Below are 19,280 nucleotides of genomic sequence, written 5' to 3'. Positions count from 1 at the left end.
GTCGAACCTGACGGGTGGCCTGGCGTCGGCGGAGGAGCTGTGCTCGGCCGAGTACTGGGTACGGCATGTCAGGGAGGCCGTGCGCTTCGCGGACGGGGTACGGACGCTCGGCGAGCAGGGTGTGACCACGTTCCTGGAGCTGGGGCCGGACGGCGTGCTCTCCGCGATGGCACGGGAGTCGGCACCGGACGACGCCCTCACGGTGCCGGTCCTCCGTAAGAACCGCGCCGAGGAGCTGTCGGCCGTCACCGCGCTCGCTCAGCTGCATGTGCGTGGGGCCGCTGTGGACTGGGCCGGATTCTTCGCCGGTACCGGGGCATCGCGGGTGGACGTTCCGACGTACGCCTTCGAACACCGGACGTTCTGGCCCGACGGCATGCGCGGCGGCGCCGACGCGGCGGCGATCGGGCTGGTGGCGGCGGGGCATCCGCTGCTCAACGGTGTGGTGGAGCTTGCCGAGGGCGAGGGCGTGCTGCTCACCGGCCGGCTGTCGGTGCGCTCGCACTCCTGGCTGGCTGATCACGCGGTGATGGGCCGGATTCTTGTACCGGGTACGGCACTGCTTGAGCTGGCGGTCCGGGCCGGTGACGAGGCCGGCTGCGACCGGGTCGAGGAGCTGACGCTCGCCGCGCCGCTGGTGCTCCCGGAGCGGGGCGCGGTGCAGACGCAGGTGCGGGTGGGTGTGGCGGATGAGTCGGGGCGGCGTGCGGTCGCGATCCACTCGCGTCTTGAGGGGGAGGTTGAGGCGCCGTGGACGCAGCATGCGACGGGTGTGCTGGTCGTGGGCGCTGGGGCCGGGGCCGGGGCGGGTGTTGATTTTGATGCGTCGGTGTGGCCGCCGGTGGGTGCTGAGCCGGTGGATCTGGAGGGTTTCTACGATGCTCGGGCTGCGGAGGGTTTCGCGTACGGTCCGGTGTTCCAGGGTCTGCGGGCGGCCTGGCACCGGGACGGCGAGGTCTTCGCGGAGGTGAGCCTGCCCGACGGCGTCGAGGGAGAGGCGGAGGCGTTCGGGCTGCATCCCGCGCTGCTGGATGCCGGGCTTCACTCGGCGTGGTTCGTGGGTGCGTCGGTTGATGGCTCGGATCGGCTGGGTGGTGGGGTCCCGTTCTCGTGGAGCGGGGTGTCGTTGCAGGCGTCGGGGGCTTCTTCGGTGCGGGTGCGGCTGGTTCGTGGGGTCGATGGTGAGGTGTCGATCGCGGTGGCTGATGTGACGGGTGCGCCGGTCGCGTCGGTGGAGTCGTTGGCGATGCGCGCGCTGTCGGCGGAGGCTCTGAGCGATGAGGGTGGGCCGACGAGGGACGCGCTGTTCCGGCTGGAGTGGCTGCCGGTGGCTGCCGCGTCCACCAGCACTCCGCAGCGAATCGCCGTACTCGGCCAGGACAGCCTGGGCCTGGTGGAGGCGCTGCGTGCTGCGGGTGCCGAGGCCGAACTGAGCGCGGATTCAGCTGGGTTGGTGGCCGGTGCGTCCGTGGTGCCCGGTGTGGTGCTGATTCCGGTGGCCGGGGATCCCGGCGCCGATATGGCTGATTCGGTACGGGCGTTGACGCGTCGGGTGCTGGGACAGCTTCAGGAACGGTTGGCGGATGAGCGGTTCGCGGAGTCGCGGTTCGTCTTTGTGACGCGGGGTGCTGTGGGTGGCGCTGATGTGGCGGCGGCTGCGGTGCGGGGTCTCGTACGGTCGGCGCAGTCGGAGAACCCGGGCTGCTTCGGTCTGGTCGATCTTGATCCGGCCGGGCCGGTGACTCTCCCGCTTCTTCCGCTGTCGGTGCTGAACGCGGATGAGCCGCAGGTGATCGTGCGGGACGGCGAGGTGCTTGCCGGGCGGCTGGTGCGCGCGGCGGGGGCGGGGCTTCCGGCAAACCTGGCCTGGGATGGCGATGGCAGTGTGCTGATCACTGGTGGTACGGGTGGTCTGGGCGCGGTCGTGGCGCGGCATCTGGTGGCCGAGCATGGAGTGCGTCGGCTGCTGCTGGTGAGCCGGCGGGGCCTGGCCGCTGAAGGGGCCGAGGAACTGGTCGCCCAGCTGGAGCTGCAAGGGACCGAAGTCCGGGTCGCGGCCTGCGATGTCGCGGACCGTGGCGCCCTCGCCGAGCTGCTGGCCGGGCACACGGTGTCGGCCGTGGTGCATGCGGCGGGTGTGCTGGACGACGGTGTGGTGGGATCGCTGACGCCGGAGCGGCTGGACAAGGTCCTGCGGCCGAAGGCCGACGCGGCCTGGAACCTGCACGAACTGACCCGTGAGCACGAGCTTTCGGCGTTTGTGGTCTTCTCCTCGGCCGCTGCTCTGTTCGGTAGTGCGGGGCAGGGGAACTACGCGGCGGGTAACGCGTTCCTGGACGCGTTGATGGAGCACCGGAGGGACGAGGGCCTGCCGGGTGTGTCGCTCGCCTGGGGTCCGTGGGACCAGTCGGGTGGGATGACGGGGACGTTGTCGGAGGCGGACGCGGAGCGGATGGCTCGTGCGGGCGTGCCGGCACTGTCGGTGGAGTTGGGGGTGGCGTTGTTCGATGCCGCACTCGTGACCGGCGATGCGGTGGTGGCGCCGGTGCGGCTGGATCTGTCGGTGCTGCGTGGGCGGGGTGAGGTTCCGCCGTTGCTGCGGTCGTTGATTCGCTCGCGGTCGCGTCGGGCTGCTGCGGTGGCCGGTTCGGCTACGGCGGCGGGGCTGGTGGAGCGGCTGGCCGGGCTGACGGTGGTTGAGCGTCAGGAGGTGCTGTTGGACCTCGTACGTGGGCAGGTCGCCCTGGTCCTGGGCCACGCCGACGGCAACGCGGTCAACCCGGGCAGGGCCTTCCGCGAACTGGGCTTCGACTCACTCACGGCGGTGGAGCTGCGTAACCGGCTCAACACCGCCAGTGGGCTCCGACTGCCCGCCACGATGGCCTTCGACTATCCGACGGTTCAGACGCTGGTCGACCATCTGCTCGATGAACTGCTGGGCTCCGAAGCCGCGGTGGCCGTGCCGGCCGCCACGCGCACCGCGGTGGTGGCCGACGATCCGATCGTGGTCGTGGGCATGAGCTGCCGCTATCCGGGCGACGTGGCCTCGCCGGAGGACCTGTGGCGACTGGTCACCGAAGGCGCGGACGCGATCTCGGGCTTTCCGACCAATCGTGGCTGGGACGTGGACGGGCTGTTCGACCCGGACCCCGACCACATGGGGACGTCGTACACGCGGGAAGGCGGATTCCTGCACACCGCCGACGAGTTCGACCCGGCGTTCTTCGGAATGTCGCCGCGTGAGGCGCTGGCGACCGACTCGCAGCAGCGGCTGCTGCTCGAAGCGTCCTGGGAGGCGATCGAGCGGGCGGGGATCGACCCGGTGTCGCTGAAGGGCAGTACGACCGGCGTGTTCGCCGGTGTGATGTACAGCGACTACACCACCCTCTTGGGCGGTCCGGAATTCGAGGGCTTCCAGGGAGGCGGAAGCACGAGCCTGGCCTCGGGCCGGGTCTCGTACACGCTGGGTCTGGAGGGGCCGGCGGTGACGGTGGACACGGCGTGCTCGTCGTCGCTCGTCGCGATGCACTGGGCGATGCAGGCGCTGCGCAGCGGTGAGTGCTCGCTGGCGCTGGCCGGCGGTGTGACGGTGATGTCCACGCCGACCGTGTTCGTCGACTTCTCCCGGCAGCGAGGGCTCTCGCCCGACGGCCGGTGCAAGGCGTTCTCCGAGTCGGCCGATGGTGTGGGCTGGTCGGAGGGCGTGGGCATGCTGGTGCTGGAGCGGCTGTCGGACGCGCGCCGCAACGGCCACCAGGTGCTGGCGGTGGTCCGTGGCTCGGCCGTCAACCAGGACGGTGCGTCGAACGGTTTGACGGCGCCGAACGGTCCTTCGCAGCAGCGGGTGATCAGGCAGGCGCTCGCCAGTGGGGGGCTGACGGCGGACGATGTGGACGTGGTGGAGGCGCATGGTACGGGTACGACGCTGGGTGACCCGATCGAGGCGCAGGCGCTGCTGGCGACGTACGGCCGTGATCGCGACCCGGAGCGTCCGCTGCTTCTCGGTTCGGTGAAGGCGAACATCGGGCACACCCAGGCGGCGGCCGGTGTGGCGGGTGTGATCAAGATGATCATGGCGATGCGCCATGGAGTCCTGCCGCGGACGTTGCACGTGGACGCTCCGTCCTCGCATGTGGACTGGTCGGCGGGCGCGGTGGAGCTGCTGACGGAGCCGGTGGAGTGGCCGGAGGCCGGCCGCGCTAGGCGAGCGGCTGTGTCGTCGTTCGGGATCAGCGGTACGAACGCCCACATCATCCTGGAACAGCCGGCCACGGTGATCCGGGGAACGGTGGTCGCGAGGCCGGAGGCTCCCGCCGTGGAGCCGGGTGTGGTGCCGTGGGTGCTCTCCGGCAAGACGCCGGAGGCGCTGCGCGGTCAGGCGGGCCGACTGCTCTCTCACGTCCAGTCCGGTCCGCAGCCGCGGCCGGTGGATGTCGGCTACTCGCTGGCCACGGGCCGGTCGGTCTTCGACAACAACGCTGTGGTGCTGGCGGGTGACTCTGCGGACGCGGTCCGGGCGCTGACCGCTTTGGCCTCTGGCGAGCCGGACGCCTTGGCGGTGTCGGGGGCGGTTGTCGGTGGGAGGACGGCGGTGCTGTTCTCGGGTCAGGGCAGTCAGCGGTTGGGGATGGGGCGTGAGTTGTATGGCCGGTTCCCGGTGTTCGCGGAGGCGCTGGACTCGGTGCTGGAGCTGCTGGACGGTGAGTTGGGGTGCTCGCTGCGCGAGGTGATGTGGGGTGAGGACGACGAGTCGCTGAATGACACGGGTTTCACTCAGCCCGCGTTGTTCGCGGTCGAGGTGGCGCTGTTCCGGTTGGTGGAGTCGTGGGGTGTGCGGCCGGACTTCGTGGCGGGTCATTCGATCGGTGAGGTTGTGGCGGCGTATGTGGCGGGGGTGTTCTCGCTGGAGGATGCCTGTGGGTTGGTGGTGGCGCGGGCGTCGTTGATGCGGGCGTTGCCGGTGGGTGGTTCGATGATGGCGGTGCAGGCGACGGAGGAGGAGGTTCTTCCGTTGCTGTCGGACGGGGTGTCGATTGCCGCGATCAATGGTCCCGCGTCCGTGGTTGTCTCGGGTGATGAGGACGGGGTTCTTGCGGTGGCTGCGCGGCTGGCGGAGCGGGGTCGTAAGACGGCGCGTCTGCGTGTGTCTCACGCTTTCCATTCGCCTCTGATGCGGCCGATGCTGGATGACTTCCGAACGGTTGCGGAGGGGTTGTCGTTTGCGGTTCCGTGTATTCCGGTCGTGTCGAATCTGACCGGTGGTCTGGCGTCGGGGGAGGAGCTGTGCTCGGCGGAGTACTGGGTGCGGCATGTCCGTGAGGCGGTCCGCTTCGCCGATGGCGTGCGGACGCTGGCCGAGCAGGGTGTGAGCACGTTCCTGGAGTTGGGGCCGGACGGTGTGCTGTCGGCCATGGCGCAGGAATCCGTACCGGACGGAGCGGCCACCGTACCGATCCTCCGCAAGGACCGGCCCGAGGAGTCGACGGCCGTCGCCGCGCTGGCCCAGCTGCATGTGCGTGGGGTCGCTGTGGACTGGGCCGGGTTCTTCGCCGGTACCGGGGCGTCGCGGGTGGATCTGCCGACGTACGCCTTCGAGCACCAGGCGTTCTGGCCCCGGAGTCGGCGGGGCGGCGCTGATGACGCGGCGGCGATCGGGCTGGTGGCGGCGGGGCATCCGCTGCTCAACGGTGTGGTGGAGCTGGCCGAGGGCGAGGGCGTGGTGCTCACCGGCCGGCTCTCCGCCCAGACACATCCGTGGCTGACCGATCACGCGGTGATGGGCCGCGTTCTTCTCCCCGGCACCGCGCTGCTTGAGCTGGCGGTCCGGGCCGGTGACGAGGTCGGCTGCGACCGCGTGGAGGAGCTGACGCTCGCCGCGCCCCTCACGCTGCCCGACTCCGGCGCCGTACAGACGCAGGTGCGGGTGGGTGTGGCGGATGAGTCGGGGCGGCGTACGGTCGCGATTCATTCGCGCGCTGAGGGTGAGGTGGAGTCGGCGTGGACGCAGCATGCGTCGGGTGTGCTGGCGGTGGGTGATGGTGTCGGGGTCGGGTCTGATTTTGATGCGTCGGTCTGGCCGCCGGTGGATGCCGAGCCGGTGGATCTGGATGGTTTCTATGATGCGCGGGCTGCTGAGGGGTTTGCGTATGGTCCGGTCTTCCAGGGGTTGAGGGCCGTGTGGAGTCGGGACGGCGAGGTCTTTGCCGAGGTGAGTCTCCCGGAGGGCGCGCAGGGTGATGTGGAGGGGTTCGGTCTGCATCCGGCGCTGTTGGATGCGGGGCTTCATGCCGCGTGGTTTGTGGATTCGTCTGTGGATGGTGTTGATCGGGGGAGTGGTGGTGTCCCGTTCTCGTGGGGCGGGGTGTCGTTGCAGGCGTCGGGGGCTTCTTCGGTGCGGGTGCGGCTGGTTCGTGGGGTCGATGGTGAGGTGTCGATCGCGGTGGCTGATGTGACGGGTGCGCCGGTCGCGTCGGTGGAGTCGTTGGCGATGCGGGCGCTGTCGGCGGAGGCTCTGAGCGATGAGGGCGCGTCGGCGCGGGACGCCCTGTTCCGGCTGGACTGGACACCTGTGTCCACTCAGGCTGCCGCCACTTCGCAGACGATCGCGGTGGCGGGCCAGGACACTCTGGGTCTCGCCGAGTCCCTGCGTGATGCGGGAGCCGACCTCGAACTCGTCGCGGACTTGGCTGCGTTGGGCGTCGCTGGGGCTCTGGTGCCGGGTGTGGTGCTGATCCCGGTGGTTGGGGAGCCTGGTGCCGGAATGGCCGATTCGGTGCGGGCGTTGACACATCGGGTACTCGGGCAGGTTCAGGAGCGGTTGGCTGATGAGCGGTTCGCGGAGTGCCGATTCGTCTTTGTGACGCGGGGCGCTGTTGGAGGCCACGACGTGGCGGCGGCTGCGGTGCGGGGGCTTGTTCGGTCTGCGCAGTCGGAGAGTCCGGGCTGCTTCGGTCTGGTCGATCTTGATCCGGCCGGGCCGGTTGTGCTGCCGCTGTCGGCGCTGGGCGGGGACGAGCCGCAGGTGATCGTGCGGGGCGGCCAGGTGCTGGCCGGGCGTGTAGTGCGCGCGGCGGTGGCTGAGCCTGCGGCGCGTCCGGTCTGGGACGGCGATGGCAGTGTGCTGATCACTGGTGGTACGGGTGGTCTGGGCGCGGTCGTGGCGCGGCATCTGGTGGCCGAGCATGGAGTGCGTCGGCTGCTGCTGGTGAGCCGGCGGGGCCTGGCCGCCGACGGAGCCGAAGCACTGACCGATGAACTGACCGAGCGCGGCGCCGAGGTGTCGATCGAGGCGTGCGATGTCGCGGACCGTGGCGCGCTGGCGGAGCTGTTGGCTCGGCACAGGGTGTCGGCTGTGGTGCATGCGGCGGGTGTGCTGGATGACGGTGTGGTGGGTTCGCTGACGCCGGAGCGGCTGGACAAGGTCCTGCGGCCGAAGGCGGACGCGGCCTGGAACCTGCATGAACTGATGCGCGGCCAAGACCTCTCCGCCTTCGTCGTGTTCTCTTCCATCGCTGCTCTGTTCGGGAGCGCTGGTCAGGGTAATTACGCGGCGGGCAACGCGTTCCTGGACGCGTTGATGGAGCTCCGGCGGGATGAGGGTCTGCCGGGTGTGTCGTTGGCGTGGGGTCCGTGGGACCAGTCGGGTGGGATGACGGGGACGTTGTCGGAGGCGGACGCGGAGCGGATGGCTCGTGCGGGCGTGCCGGCGTTGTCGGTGGAGCAGGGTGTGGCCCTGTTCGACGCGGCTGTGAGCACTGGCGATGTTGTGGTGGCGCCCGTGCGGCTGGACCTGTCGGTACTGCGCGCGCAGGGTGAGGTTCCGCCTCTGCTGCGGTCGTTGATCCGTTCGCGGTCGCGTCGTGCTGCTGCGGTGGCCGGTTCGGCGACGGCGGCCGGTCTCGTGGAGCGACTGGGAAGGCTGACGGTCGTTGAGCGTCAGGAGGTGCTGTTGGACCTGGTGCGCGGGCAGGTCGCCCTGGTCCTGGGCCACGCCGACGGCAACGCGGTCAACCCGGGCCGAGCCTTCCGCGACCTGGGCTTCGACTCATTGACCTCCGTCGAACTCCGCAACCGTCTCAGCACCGTGACCGGGCTGCGACTGCCGGCCACGATGGTCTTCGACTACCCGACGGTCGAGACCCTGGTCGACCATCTTCTCGACGAACTGCTGGGGTCCGATGCCGCGGTGGCTGGGCCGGCCGGCACGCGTACGGCCGCGGTGGCCGACGATCCGATCGTGGTCGTGGGCATGAGTTGCCGGTACCCGGGCGGGGTGGCCTCGCCGGAGGATCTGTGGCGGCTGGTCACCGAGGGCAGCGATGTGATCTCCGCGTTCCCGACGAACCGTGGCTGGGACGTGGACGGGCTGTTCGACCCGGACCCCGACCACAAGGGCACCTCGTACACCCGCTCGGGTGGATTCCTGCATGACGCGGGCGAGTTCGATCCGGCGTTCTTCGGTATGTCGCCGCGTGAGGCGCTGGCGACGGACTCGCAGCAGCGGCTGCTGCTGGAGACATCGTGGGAGGCGATCGAGCGGGCGGGGATCGACCCGGTGTCGCTGAAGGGCAGTACGACCGGCGTCTTTGCCGGTGTGATGTACAACGACTACAGCGCCGTCCTGGGCGGTCCGGAGTTCGAGGGCTTCCAGGGGAGCGGAAGCTCGCCGAGCCTCGCGTCGGGCCGGGTCTCGTACACGCTGGGTCTGGAGGGTCCGGCGGTGACGGTGGACACGGCGTGCTCGTCGTCGCTCGTCGCGATGCACTGGGCGATGCAGGCGCTGCGCAGCGGTGAGTGCTCGCTGGCGCTGGCCGGCGGTGTGACGGTGATGTCGACCCCGTCGGTGTTCGTGGACTTCGCGCGCCAGCGCGGACTGTCGCCCGACGGCCGCTGCAAGGCGTTCTCGGAGTCGGCGGACGGTGTGGGCTGGTCGGAGGGTGTCGGCATGCTGGTGCTTGAGCGGCTGTCCGACGCACGGCGCAACGGTCACGAGATCCTGGCGGTTGTCCGTGGCTCGGCCGTCAACCAGGACGGCGCCTCCAACGGTTTGACCGCCCCGAACGGTCCGTCGCAGCAGCGGGTGATCCGTCAGGCGCTCGCCGGCGGAGGACTCGTTGCCGAGGATGTCGATGTGGTGGAAGCGCATGGTACGGGGACCAGGCTCGGTGACCCGATCGAGGCACAGGCGCTCCTTGCCGAGTACGGCCGTGATCGTGACCCGGAGCGTCCGCTGCTGCTGGGCTCGGTGAAGTCGAACATCGGTCATACGCAGGCGGCGGCCGGTGTGGCGGGTGTGATCAAGATGATCATGGCGATGCGCCATGGTGTGGTGCCCCGGACGCTGCACATCGATGCCCCGTCGTCCCATGTGGACTGGTCCGAGGGCGCGGTGGAGCTGCTGACCGAGCAGACGCCCTGGCCGGAAGTCGGCCGGGTGCGGCGCGCGGGTGTCTCGTCGTTCGGGATCAGCGGTACGAACGCCCACATCATCCTGGAACAGCCGACCACCGTCATCCAGGGAACCGTCATGGGCAGCCAGGATGCCCCCAAGACCGAGCCGGGTGTGGTGCCGTGGGTGCTCTCGGGCAGGACTGACGAGGCGCTGCGCGGCCAGGCGGCCAAGTTGCTGTCGTCGATCGAGTCGCGGCCGGAGCTGCGGCCGGTGGATGTCGGGTTCTCGCTGGTGACGGGCCGTTCGACGTTCGATCATCGGGCTGTGGTGCTGGCGGGTGACTCTGCGGACGCGGTCCGGGCGCTGACTGCTTTGGCGTCCGGTGACCTGGACCGTTCGGCGGTGTCGGGGGCGGTACTCGGCGGCAGGACCGCGGTGCTGTTCTCGGGTCAGGGCAGTCAGCGGTTGGGGATGGGGCGTGAGCTGTATGGCCGGTTCCCGGTGTTCGCGGAGGCGCTGGATTCCGTACTCGCTTTGCTGGACGGTGAGTTGGGGTGCTCGCTGCGTGAGGTGATGTGGGGTGAGGATGCGGATCTTCTGAATGACACCGGGTTTGCTCAGCCGGCGTTGTTCGCGGTGGAGGTGGCGCTGTTCCGGTTGGTGGAGTCGTGGGGTGTGCGGCCGGACTTCGTGGCGGGTCATTCGATCGGTGAGGTTGCGGCGGCGTATGTGGCGGGGGTGTTCTCGCTGGAGGATGCCTGTGGGTTGGTGGTGGCGCGGGCGTCGTTGATGCGGGCGTTGCCGGTGGGTGGTTCGATGATGGCGGTGCAGGCGACGGAGGAGGAGGTTCTTCCGTTGCTGTCGGACGGGGTGTCGATTGCCGCGATCAATGGTCCCGCGTCCGTGGTCGTCTCGGGTGATGAGGACGGGGTCCTGGCGGTGGCGGCGGAGTTGGCGGAGCGGGGTCGTAAGACCACGCGTCTGCGCGTGTCTCACGCTTTCCATTCGCCTTTGATGCGGCCGATGTTGGATGACTTCCGTACGGTTGCGGAGGGGTTGTCGTTTGCGGCTCCGTGTATTCCGGTCGTGTCGAATCTGACTGGTGGTCTGGCGTCGGCGGAGGAGCTGTGCTCGCCCGAGTACTGGGTGCGGCATGTCCGCGAGGCGGTCCGCTTCGCGGACGGTGTGCGGACACTCGGCGAGCAGGGTGTGGCCACGTTCCTGGAGCTGGGGCCGGACGGTGTGCTGTCGGCCATGGCGCAGGAATCCGTACCGGACGGAGCGGCCACCGTACCGATCCTCCGCAAGGACCGGCCCGAGGAGTCGACGGCCGTCGCCGCGCTGGCCCAGCTGTATGTGCGGGGAGTCCCGGCAGACTGGTCGGTGTTGTTCGCGGGGGCCGGGGCGCGGCGGGTCGAGTTGCCCACGTACGCCTTCCAGCGCACGTGGTTCTGGCCGGCGGGCCCCCTGGGCGGTACGGCGGACGTGCGCGCGGCGGGTCTCGGTTCGGCCGAGCATCCGTTGCTCGGCGCGGCTGTCGAACTGGCCGCTGGTCAGGGTGTGTTGGTGACGGGTCGTCTGTCGGTTCAGTCGCATCCGTGGCTGGCTGATCATGTGGTGATGGGTCGGGTTCTTGTTCCTGGTACGGCGTTGCTTGAGGTGGTGATTCGGGCTGGTGATGAGGTTGGTTGCGGTCGGGTGGTGGAGTTGACGCTTGCCGCGCCTCTTGTTCTTCCGGAGCGTGGTGCGGTTCAGGTGCAGGTCGCGGTGGGTGTTCCTGATGAGTCGGGGCGGCGTTCTGTGGGGGTGTACTCCCGCCCGGAGGACATGGCGGACGCACCCTGGACCCAGCACGCCACCGGCTCTCTGACGACCACCGACATCACCGTGACGGACCCCGGATTCGATGCGACGGTGTGGCCGCCGACCGGTGCTNATGGCGGACGCACCCTGGACCCAGCACGCCACCGGCTCTCTGACGACCACCGACATCACCGTGACGGACCCCGGATTCGATGCGACGGTGTGGCCGCCGATCGGTGCGGAGGCGCTGGAGGTTGAGGGTTGCTACGAGCGGTTCGACGAGATCGGGTTCGCCTACGGTCCGGTCTTCCAGGGGCTGCGGGCGGCCTGGCGGCGTGACGGTGAGATCTTCGCCGAGGTGAGCCTTCCGGAGAGCGCGGAGGCTGATGCGGCCAAGTTCGGTCTGCATCCGGCGCTGCTGGATGCGTCCCTGCATGCCTCGCTTCTGGCGGGCGATGGTGACGATGACGGGGGGACCGGGGGTCGTCTTCCGTTCTCGTGGGAGGGTGTGTCGCTGCATGCGACGGGTGCTTCGGCGTTGCGGGTGCGGTTGGCGCCGGTGGGTAAGGACGCGATTTCCGTGGTCGCCGCCGACTCTTCCGGTCAGCCGGTGGCTTCGGTCGACTCGCTGCTCGTACGGGCCGTGTCGAGCGAGCAGCTGACCGGCCCCGGTTCCGCGGCGGACCTCGTCCGTGACGCGCTGTTCGGTCTTGAGTGGTCGCCGGTGACGGCCGTGGCCGGGTCGGACGTTCCGGGACCGGTGGTGGTCCTCGGGGCGGACACCCTGGGACTTGCCGAGGGCCTGATCGACTCCGGTGCGGAGGCCGGGACGGTGGGGACGGCCGAGACCTACGCCGATCTGCTGTCGTCGGTGGCGGGGGAGTCCCCGGTGCCGGGCACTGTGCTGGTGGGCATCGACGGTAGGTCGTACGAGGACCGGAACGAGGACGGGAGCGGGAGCGGGGTTGGGGTCGCGGAGTCGGCGCATGCGCTGACGGCGGCGTCGCTGGCTCTGGTTCAGGGTTGGCTGGACGAGGACCGGTTGGCCGGGTCGCGGCTGGTGTTCGTCACGCGGGGGGCGGTGTCCGTGGACGGCGGTCCTGTCGCCGATGTGGCGGCGGCCTCCGTATGGGGTCTGGTGCGGTCCGCGCAGTCGGAGAACCCGGGCCGCTTCGGGCTGCTGGATCTTCCCACCGACACCGATCTGTCGTCCCTGTCCGAAGCGCGGAGGGCTCTCGGTTCCGACGAACCGCAGCTGATCGTCCGTGACGGCACGATTCGCGCGGGACGACTGACCCGCGTACCCGTATCCGCACCCGCACCCGCCCCCGTATCCGTGACCACGGGTGAGAGCGGCAGCCAGGCGGATCCGGCCTGGGACGGTGAGGGTACGGTCCTGATCACGGGAGGTACGGGCGGCCTGGGCCGTGTCCTGGCCCGGCATCTCGTCGCCGGGCGCGGTGTGCGCCATCTCCTGCTGGCCGGCAGGCGAGGCATGGACGCACCCGGCGCCGCCGAACTGGTCGCCGAACTGACCGCGCAGGGCGCGCGGGTCACGGTCGCCGCGTGTGACCTCGCCGACAGGTCCGCCGTGTCCGGGCTGCTGGCCGACGTACCGTCCGAGCACCCATTGACCGCTGTGGTCCACGCCGCGGGTGTGCTGGATGACGGTGTGGTGGGTTCGCTGACGCCGGAGCGGCTGGAGAGGGTTCTGCGGCCGAAGGTGGACGCGGCGTGGCATCTGCATGAGCTGACCCGAGATCTCGGTCTGGCGGCGTTTGTGGTGTTCTCGTCGGTCGCGGGTGTGTTCGGTGGTGCGGGGCAGGGCAATTACGCTGCGGCGAACTGTTTCCTGGACGCTTTGGTGGCGCGTCGGCGGGCGGAGGGTCTGCCGGGTGTGTCGCTCGCCTGGGGTCCGTGGGATCAGGTGGGTGGGATGACGGGGACGGTGAGCGAGGCGGACATGCGGCGCCTGGCCCGCTCCGGGATGCCGCCGCTCTCCGTCGAGCAGGGCCTCACACTCTTTGACGCGGCGCTCGCCTCCGGTCGGACCGTGGTGGCACCGCTGCTCCTGGACCTCCCCGCCCTACGCGCACAAGGTGAAGTGCCGCCGCTGCTCAGGTCGTTGGTCTCTACCCGCTCCCGTCGGAGCGCGGTCGCCGGATCGGCCGCCGCCGCTACCGGGCTTCTCGGCCGGCTTGCCGGACTGACCTCGTCCGCCCGGCACGAAGCACTGCTCGACCTCGTACGGAGTCAGGTCGCCCTCGTACTCGGCCACGCCGACGCGGCGGCCGTCAACGCCACCTCCCAGTTCAGGGAGTTGGGCTTCGACTCGCTGACAGCGGTGGAGCTGCGGAACCGGCTGAGTACGGTGACGGGTCTGCGGCTGACAGCCACGCTGATCTTCGACTATCCGACCGCGACAGCGCTCGCGGACCATCTCGGGGACGAACTGTTCGGCACCGAGGCGGAGGCCACGATCCCGGTCCGGATGCTGCCGCCTGTTGCCGACGATCCGATCGTGATCGTCGGGATGAGCTGCCGTTACCCGGGTGGGGTGGCCTCGCCGGAGGATCTGTGGCGACTGGTCACCGAGGGCACCGACGCGGTCTCGGGCTTCCCGACGAACCGAGGTTGGGACGTGGACGGCCTGTTCGACCCGGATCCGGATCACGCGGGCACGTCGTACACACGCTCGGGCGGATTCCTGGAGAACGCGGGCGAGTTCGATCCCGCCTTCTTCGGGATGAGCCCGCGCGAGGCGATGGCGACCGACTCGCAGCAGCGGCTGCTGCTCGAAGCCTCGTGGGAGGCGATCGAGCGGGCCGGGATCGACCCGGTGTCGCTGATGGGCAGTGCGACCGGTGTATTCGCCGGTGTGATGTACAACGACTACGGCACCACACTGAACGGCAAGCAGTTCGAAGGACATCAGGGCCAGGGCAGCGCGGGAAGCGTGGCCTCGGGCCGGGTCTCGTACACCTTCGGGTTCGAGGGTCCGGCGGTGACGGTGGACACGGCGTGCTCGTCGTCGCTCGTCGCGATGCATCTGGCGGCCCAGGCGCTGCGCGGCGGCGAATGCTCGCTGGCACTCGCGGGTGGTGTGACGGTGATGTCGACCCCGGGCACCTTCGTGGAGTTCTCCCGGCAGCGGGGGCTGTCGCCCGACGGCCGGTGCAAGGCGTTCTCCGAGTCCGCCGATGGTGTGGGCTGGTCGGAGGGTGTGGGCATGCTGGTGCTTGAGCGGCTGTCCGACGCACGGAGCAATGGTCACCAGGTGCTGGCGGTGCTGCGTGGCAGCGCGATCAACCAGGACGGTGCGTCGAACGGTCTGACCGCCCCGAACGGTCCTTCGCAGCAGCGGGTGATCCGCCAGGCACTCGCCGGCGGTGGGCTGTCCCTGGACGATGTGGACGTGGTGGAGGCGCATGGTACGGGTACGACGCTGGGTGACCCGATCGAGGCGCAGGCGCTGCTGGCGACGTACGGCCGTGATCGCGACCCGGAGCGTCCGCTGCTTCTCGGTTCGGTGAAGTCGAACATCGGGCACACCCAGGCCGCCGCCGGTGTCGCCGGTGTCATCAAGATGGTGCTCGCGATGCGGCACGGAACGCTGCCGCGCACGCTGCACGTGACCGAGCCGTCGTCGCATGTCGACTGGTCGGCGGGCGCGGTGGAACTGCTGACCGAGCAGACTCAGTGGCCGGAGACCGGCCGGGTGCGGCGTGCGGGCGTCTCGTCCTTCGGGATCAGCGGGACCAACGCGCATGTCATCCTCGAACAGCCGCAGCCGTTGGCCGAGTTCGCGGCAGAGTCGGCGCAGACCGCGTCGCCCTCCGTGGTGCCGTGGGTGCTCTCGGGCAAGACTGACGAGGCTCTGCGCGGCCAGGCGGCCAAGTTGCTGTCGTCGATCGAGTCGCGGCGGGAGCTGCGGCCGGTGGATGTCGGGTTCTCGCTGGTGACGGGCCGTTCGACGTTCGATCATCGGGCTGTGGTGCTGGCGGGTGACTCCGCGGACGCGGTGCGGGCGCTGACCGCTCTGGCGTCCGGTGACCTGGACCGTTCGGCGGTGTCGGGGGCGGTTGTCGGTGGGAGGACGGCGGTGCTGTTCTCGGGTCAGGGTTCGCAGCGGTTGGGGATGGGTCGCGAGCTGTATGGCCGGTTCCCGGTGTTCGCGGAGGCGCTGGATTCCGTACTCGCTTTGCTGGACGCCGAGTTGGGGTGCTCGCTGCGTGAGGTGATGTGGGGTGAGGACGACGGGCTGCTGAATGACACGGGTTTCACTCAGCCGGCGTTGTTCGCGGTGGAGGTGGCGCTGTTCCGGTTGGTGGAGTCGTGGGGTGTGCGGCCGGACTTCGTGGCGGGTCATTCGATCGGTGAGGTGGCGGCGGCGTATGTGGCGGGTGTGTTCTCGCTGGAAGACGCCTGCGCACTCGTCGTGGCGCGGGCGCGACTGATGCGGGCGCTGCCGGCCGGTGGCGCGATGGTAGCGGTGCAGGCGACGGAGGAGGAGGTTCTTCCGTTGCTGTCGGACGGGGTGTCGATTGCCGCGATCAATGGTCCCGCGTCCGTGGTCGTCTCGGGTGATGAGGACAAGGTCCTCGCGGTGGCGGCGGAGTTGGCGGAGTGGGGTCGTAAGACCACGCGTTTGCGCGTCTCGCACGCTTTCCATTCGCCTCTGATGCGGCCGATGCTGGATGACTTCCGTACGGTTGCGGAGGGGTTGTCGTTTGCGGTTCCGCGTATTCCGGTCGTGTCGAATCTGACCGGTGGTCTGGCGTCGGCGGAGGAGCTGTGCTCGCCCGAGTACTGGGTGCGGCATGTCCGTGAGGCGGTCCGCTTCGCCGATGGCGTGCGGACACTCGGCGAGCAGGGCGTGAGGACCTTCCTGGAGTTGGGGCCGGACGGTGTGTTGTCGGCCATGGCGCAGGAATCCGCGCCGGAGGAGGCGGTGATCGTTCCGATCCTCCGCAAGGACCGGGGCGAGGAACTGACCGCCCTCACCGCGCTGGCTCGCCTGCACACGCACGGTACGACGGTCGACTGGACCGGGTTCTTCGCGGGGACGGGGGCGCGGCGGGTCGAGTTGCCCACGTACGCCTTCCAGCACCAGTGGTTCTGGCCGACGGGTTCGCGGTCCGGTGCCGTCGGCGATGTGCGCGCGGCGGGTCTCGGTTCGGCCGAGCATCCGTTGCTTGGTGCGGCTGTCGAACTGGCCGCTGGTCAGGGTGTGTTGGTGACGGGTCGTCTGTCGGTTCAGTCGCATCCGTGGCTGGCTGATCATGTGGTGATGGGTCGGGTTCTTGTTCCTGGTACGGCGTTGCTTGAGGTGGTGATTCGGGCTGGTGATGAGGTTGGTTGCGGTCGGGTGGTGGAGTTGACGCTTGCCGCGCCTCTTGTTCTTCCGGAGCGTGGTGCGGTTCAGGTGCAGGTCGCGGTGGGTGTTCCTGATGAGTCGGGGCGGCGTTCTGTGGGGGTGTACTCCCGATTGGAGGACGCGTCGGACGCACCCTGGACCCAGCACGCCACCGGTTCGCTGGAGAGCGGCTCCGAGGGGCCGGAGACCGGTTTCGATGCGACGGTGTGGCCGCCGATCGGTGCGGAGGCGCTGGAGGTTGAGGGTTGCTACGAGCGGTTCGACGAGATCGGGTTCGCCTACGGTCCGGTCTTCCAGGGGCTGCGGGCGGCCTGGCGGCGTGACGGTGAGATCTTTGCCGAGGTGAGTCTTCCGGAGAGCGCGGAGGGTGATGCTGCCGCGTTCGGTCTGCATCCGGCGCTGTTGGATGCGTCGCTGCATGCCTCGCTTCTGGCGGGCGACGGCGACGGCGACGGTGATGGTGATGGGACCGGGGGTCGTCTTCCGTTCTCGTGGGAGGGTGTGTCGCTGCATGCGACGGGTGCCTCGGCGCTGCGGGTGCGGTTGGCGCCGGTGGATAAGAACGCGATTTCCGTGGTCGCCGCAGACTCTTCCGGTCAGCCGGTGGCTTCGGTCGACTCGCTGCTCGTACGGGCCGTGTCGAGCGAGCAGCTGACCGGCCCGGCGGGTGCGGGCAGGGACTCTCTGTTCGGCGTGGAGTGGACGCCGGTGACGGCGGTGGCCGGGTCGGACGTTCCGGGAGGGGTGGTGGTCCTCGGGCGGGACACGCTGGGACTCGTAGACGGTATGGCCGAGTCCGGTGCGGAGGCCGGGACGGTGGGGACGGCCGAGACCTACGCCGATCTGCTGTCGTCGGTGGCGGGGGAGTCCCCGGTGCCGGGCATCGTGCTGGTGGGCATCGACGGTAGGTCGTACGAGGACCGGAACGAGGACGGGAACGAGGACGGGAACGAGGACGGGAACGGGAACGGGAACGAGGACGGGGACGGGGTTGGGGTTGCGGAGTCGGCGCATGTGCTGACGGCGGCGTCGCTGGCTCTGGTTCAGGGTTGGCTGGCCGAGGACCGGTTCGCCGGGTCGCGGCTGGTGTTCGTCACGCGGGGGGCGGTGTCCGTGGACGGCGGTCCTGTCGCCGATCTGGCGGCGGCCTCCGTATGGGGTCTGGTGCGGTCCGCGCAGTCGGAGAACCCGGGCTGCTTCGGGCTGCTGGATCTTCCCATCGACACGGATCTGTCGTCCCTGTCCGAAGCGCGGAGGGCTCTCGGTTCCGACGAACCGCAGTTGGTGCTCCGAGGGGGCGAGGTCAGGGCCGCGAGGCTGGCCCGCGTAACGCTTCCGGAGCAGGTCACTCCCTCCGAGGGGGAGACCGAAGGGGCGGCGGAGAGCTGGGAGCGGGGCGGCACGGTACTGATCACCGGCGGAACCGGCGGACTCGGTGCCGTACTCGCCCGGCACCTGGTCGCGGAACGCGGCGTACGCCGGCTGCTGCTGCTCAGCCGCCGGGGTCCCGGTGCCGAGGGCGCGGGAGAGCTCGTCGAGGAGTTGGAGCGGCTCGGCGCCGAGGTCACGGCCGCGGCGTGCGATGTCGCGGACCGGGGGGCGCTGGCCAAGGTGCTGGCGGCCGTACCCGCCGCGCACCCGCTCTCGGCGGTCGTCCACGCCGCGGGTGTGCTGGATGACGGTGTGGTGGGTTCGCTGACGCCGGAGCGGCTGGAGAGGGTTCTGCGGCCGAAGGTGGACGCGGCGTGGCATCTGCATGAGCTGACCCGAGATCTCGGTCTGGCGGCGTTTGTGGTGTTCTCGTCGGTCGCGGGTGTGTTCGGTGGTGCGGGGCAGGGCAATTACGCTGCGGCGAACTGTTTCCTGGACGCTTTGGTGGCGCGTCGGCGGGCGGAGGGTCTGCCGGGTGTGTCATTGGCGTGGGGTCCGTGGGATCAGGTGGGCGGGATGACGGGGACGGTGACCGAGGCGGACATGCGGCGCCTGGCCCGCTCCGGGATGCCGCCGCTCTCCGTCGAGCAGGGCCTCACACTCTTTGACGCGGTGGCCACCGGCTCGCGGGCGCTGGTGCTGCCCGTACGGCTGGATCTGGCGGCCCTCCGCGCCCAGGGCGAGGTCCCGGCCCTGCTCAGCGGTCTGATCCGCACAACGTCCCGGCGGTCGGCGACGGCCGCTCCGCGGTCGGCCGAGTCGCTCGCACAGCGGTTGACCGGACTGACCGACGAGGAGCGTCGTGATGTTCTTCTGACGCTGGTCCGCGATCAGGCGGCCGTGGTGCTCGGACACGCGGACGGGACGGCGGTCGGCGCCTCGCGGCAGTTCCAGGAACTGGGCTTCGACTCGCTGACAGCGGTGGACTTCAGGAACCGGCTGAACGCGGCCACGGGGCTGCGCCTGCCGGCCACCCTGCTGTTCGACTTCCCCACTCCGGCCGCGGTCGTGGACCAACTCCACTCCCAGCTGGTGACCGAGGAGCCCGGCGGAGCCGGATCGGTGCTCGCCGTGCTCGACCAGTTGGAGAAGGCGATCACGGAGATGACCGTCGACGCGCAGGAGTTCAAGCATGTCGCAGGACGCATCGAGGTGCTGAGGACGAAATGGGCCGCACTGCGGCAGGAGTCGGCGAACGGCTCCGGCGAGTTCGACCTGGAGTCGGCGTCGGACGACGATGTGTTCGCGCTCCTCGACGACGAACTCGGCCTGTCCTGA

Annotated in this window: 2 protein-coding genes (1 of these 2 cut by a window edge); both read left to right on the top strand. The window is 69.8% G+C overall.

All coding sequences use genetic code 11. The features are described from left to right. A protein-coding gene (locus M1203_RS13120; RefSeq protein ID WP_249949812.1) for a type I polyketide synthase crosses the window boundary here: on the top strand, positions 1-11,452 show its 3' portion. It extends 14,000 nt beyond the left edge of the window; only the last 11,452 of its 25,452 coding nucleotides appear in the window; its start codon lies beyond the left edge, outside the window; it ends in the stop codon at positions 11,450-11,452. Beyond that, entirely contained in the window at positions 11,388-19,280 is a 7,893-nt protein-coding gene (locus M1203_RS13115; RefSeq protein WP_249950032.1) for a type I polyketide synthase, read from the top strand. Before M1203_RS13120 ends, M1203_RS13115 begins: the two co-directional genes overlap by 65 nt.

Origin of the sequence: Streptomyces sp. 35G-GA-8 (genome assembly GCF_023534745.1) — a bacterium.
Classification (GTDB): Bacteria; Actinomycetota; Actinomycetes; order Streptomycetales; family Streptomycetaceae; genus Streptomyces.
Note: the sequence above shows the minus strand (reverse complement) of the source record. Positions and strands in the feature narration are given on the sequence as shown.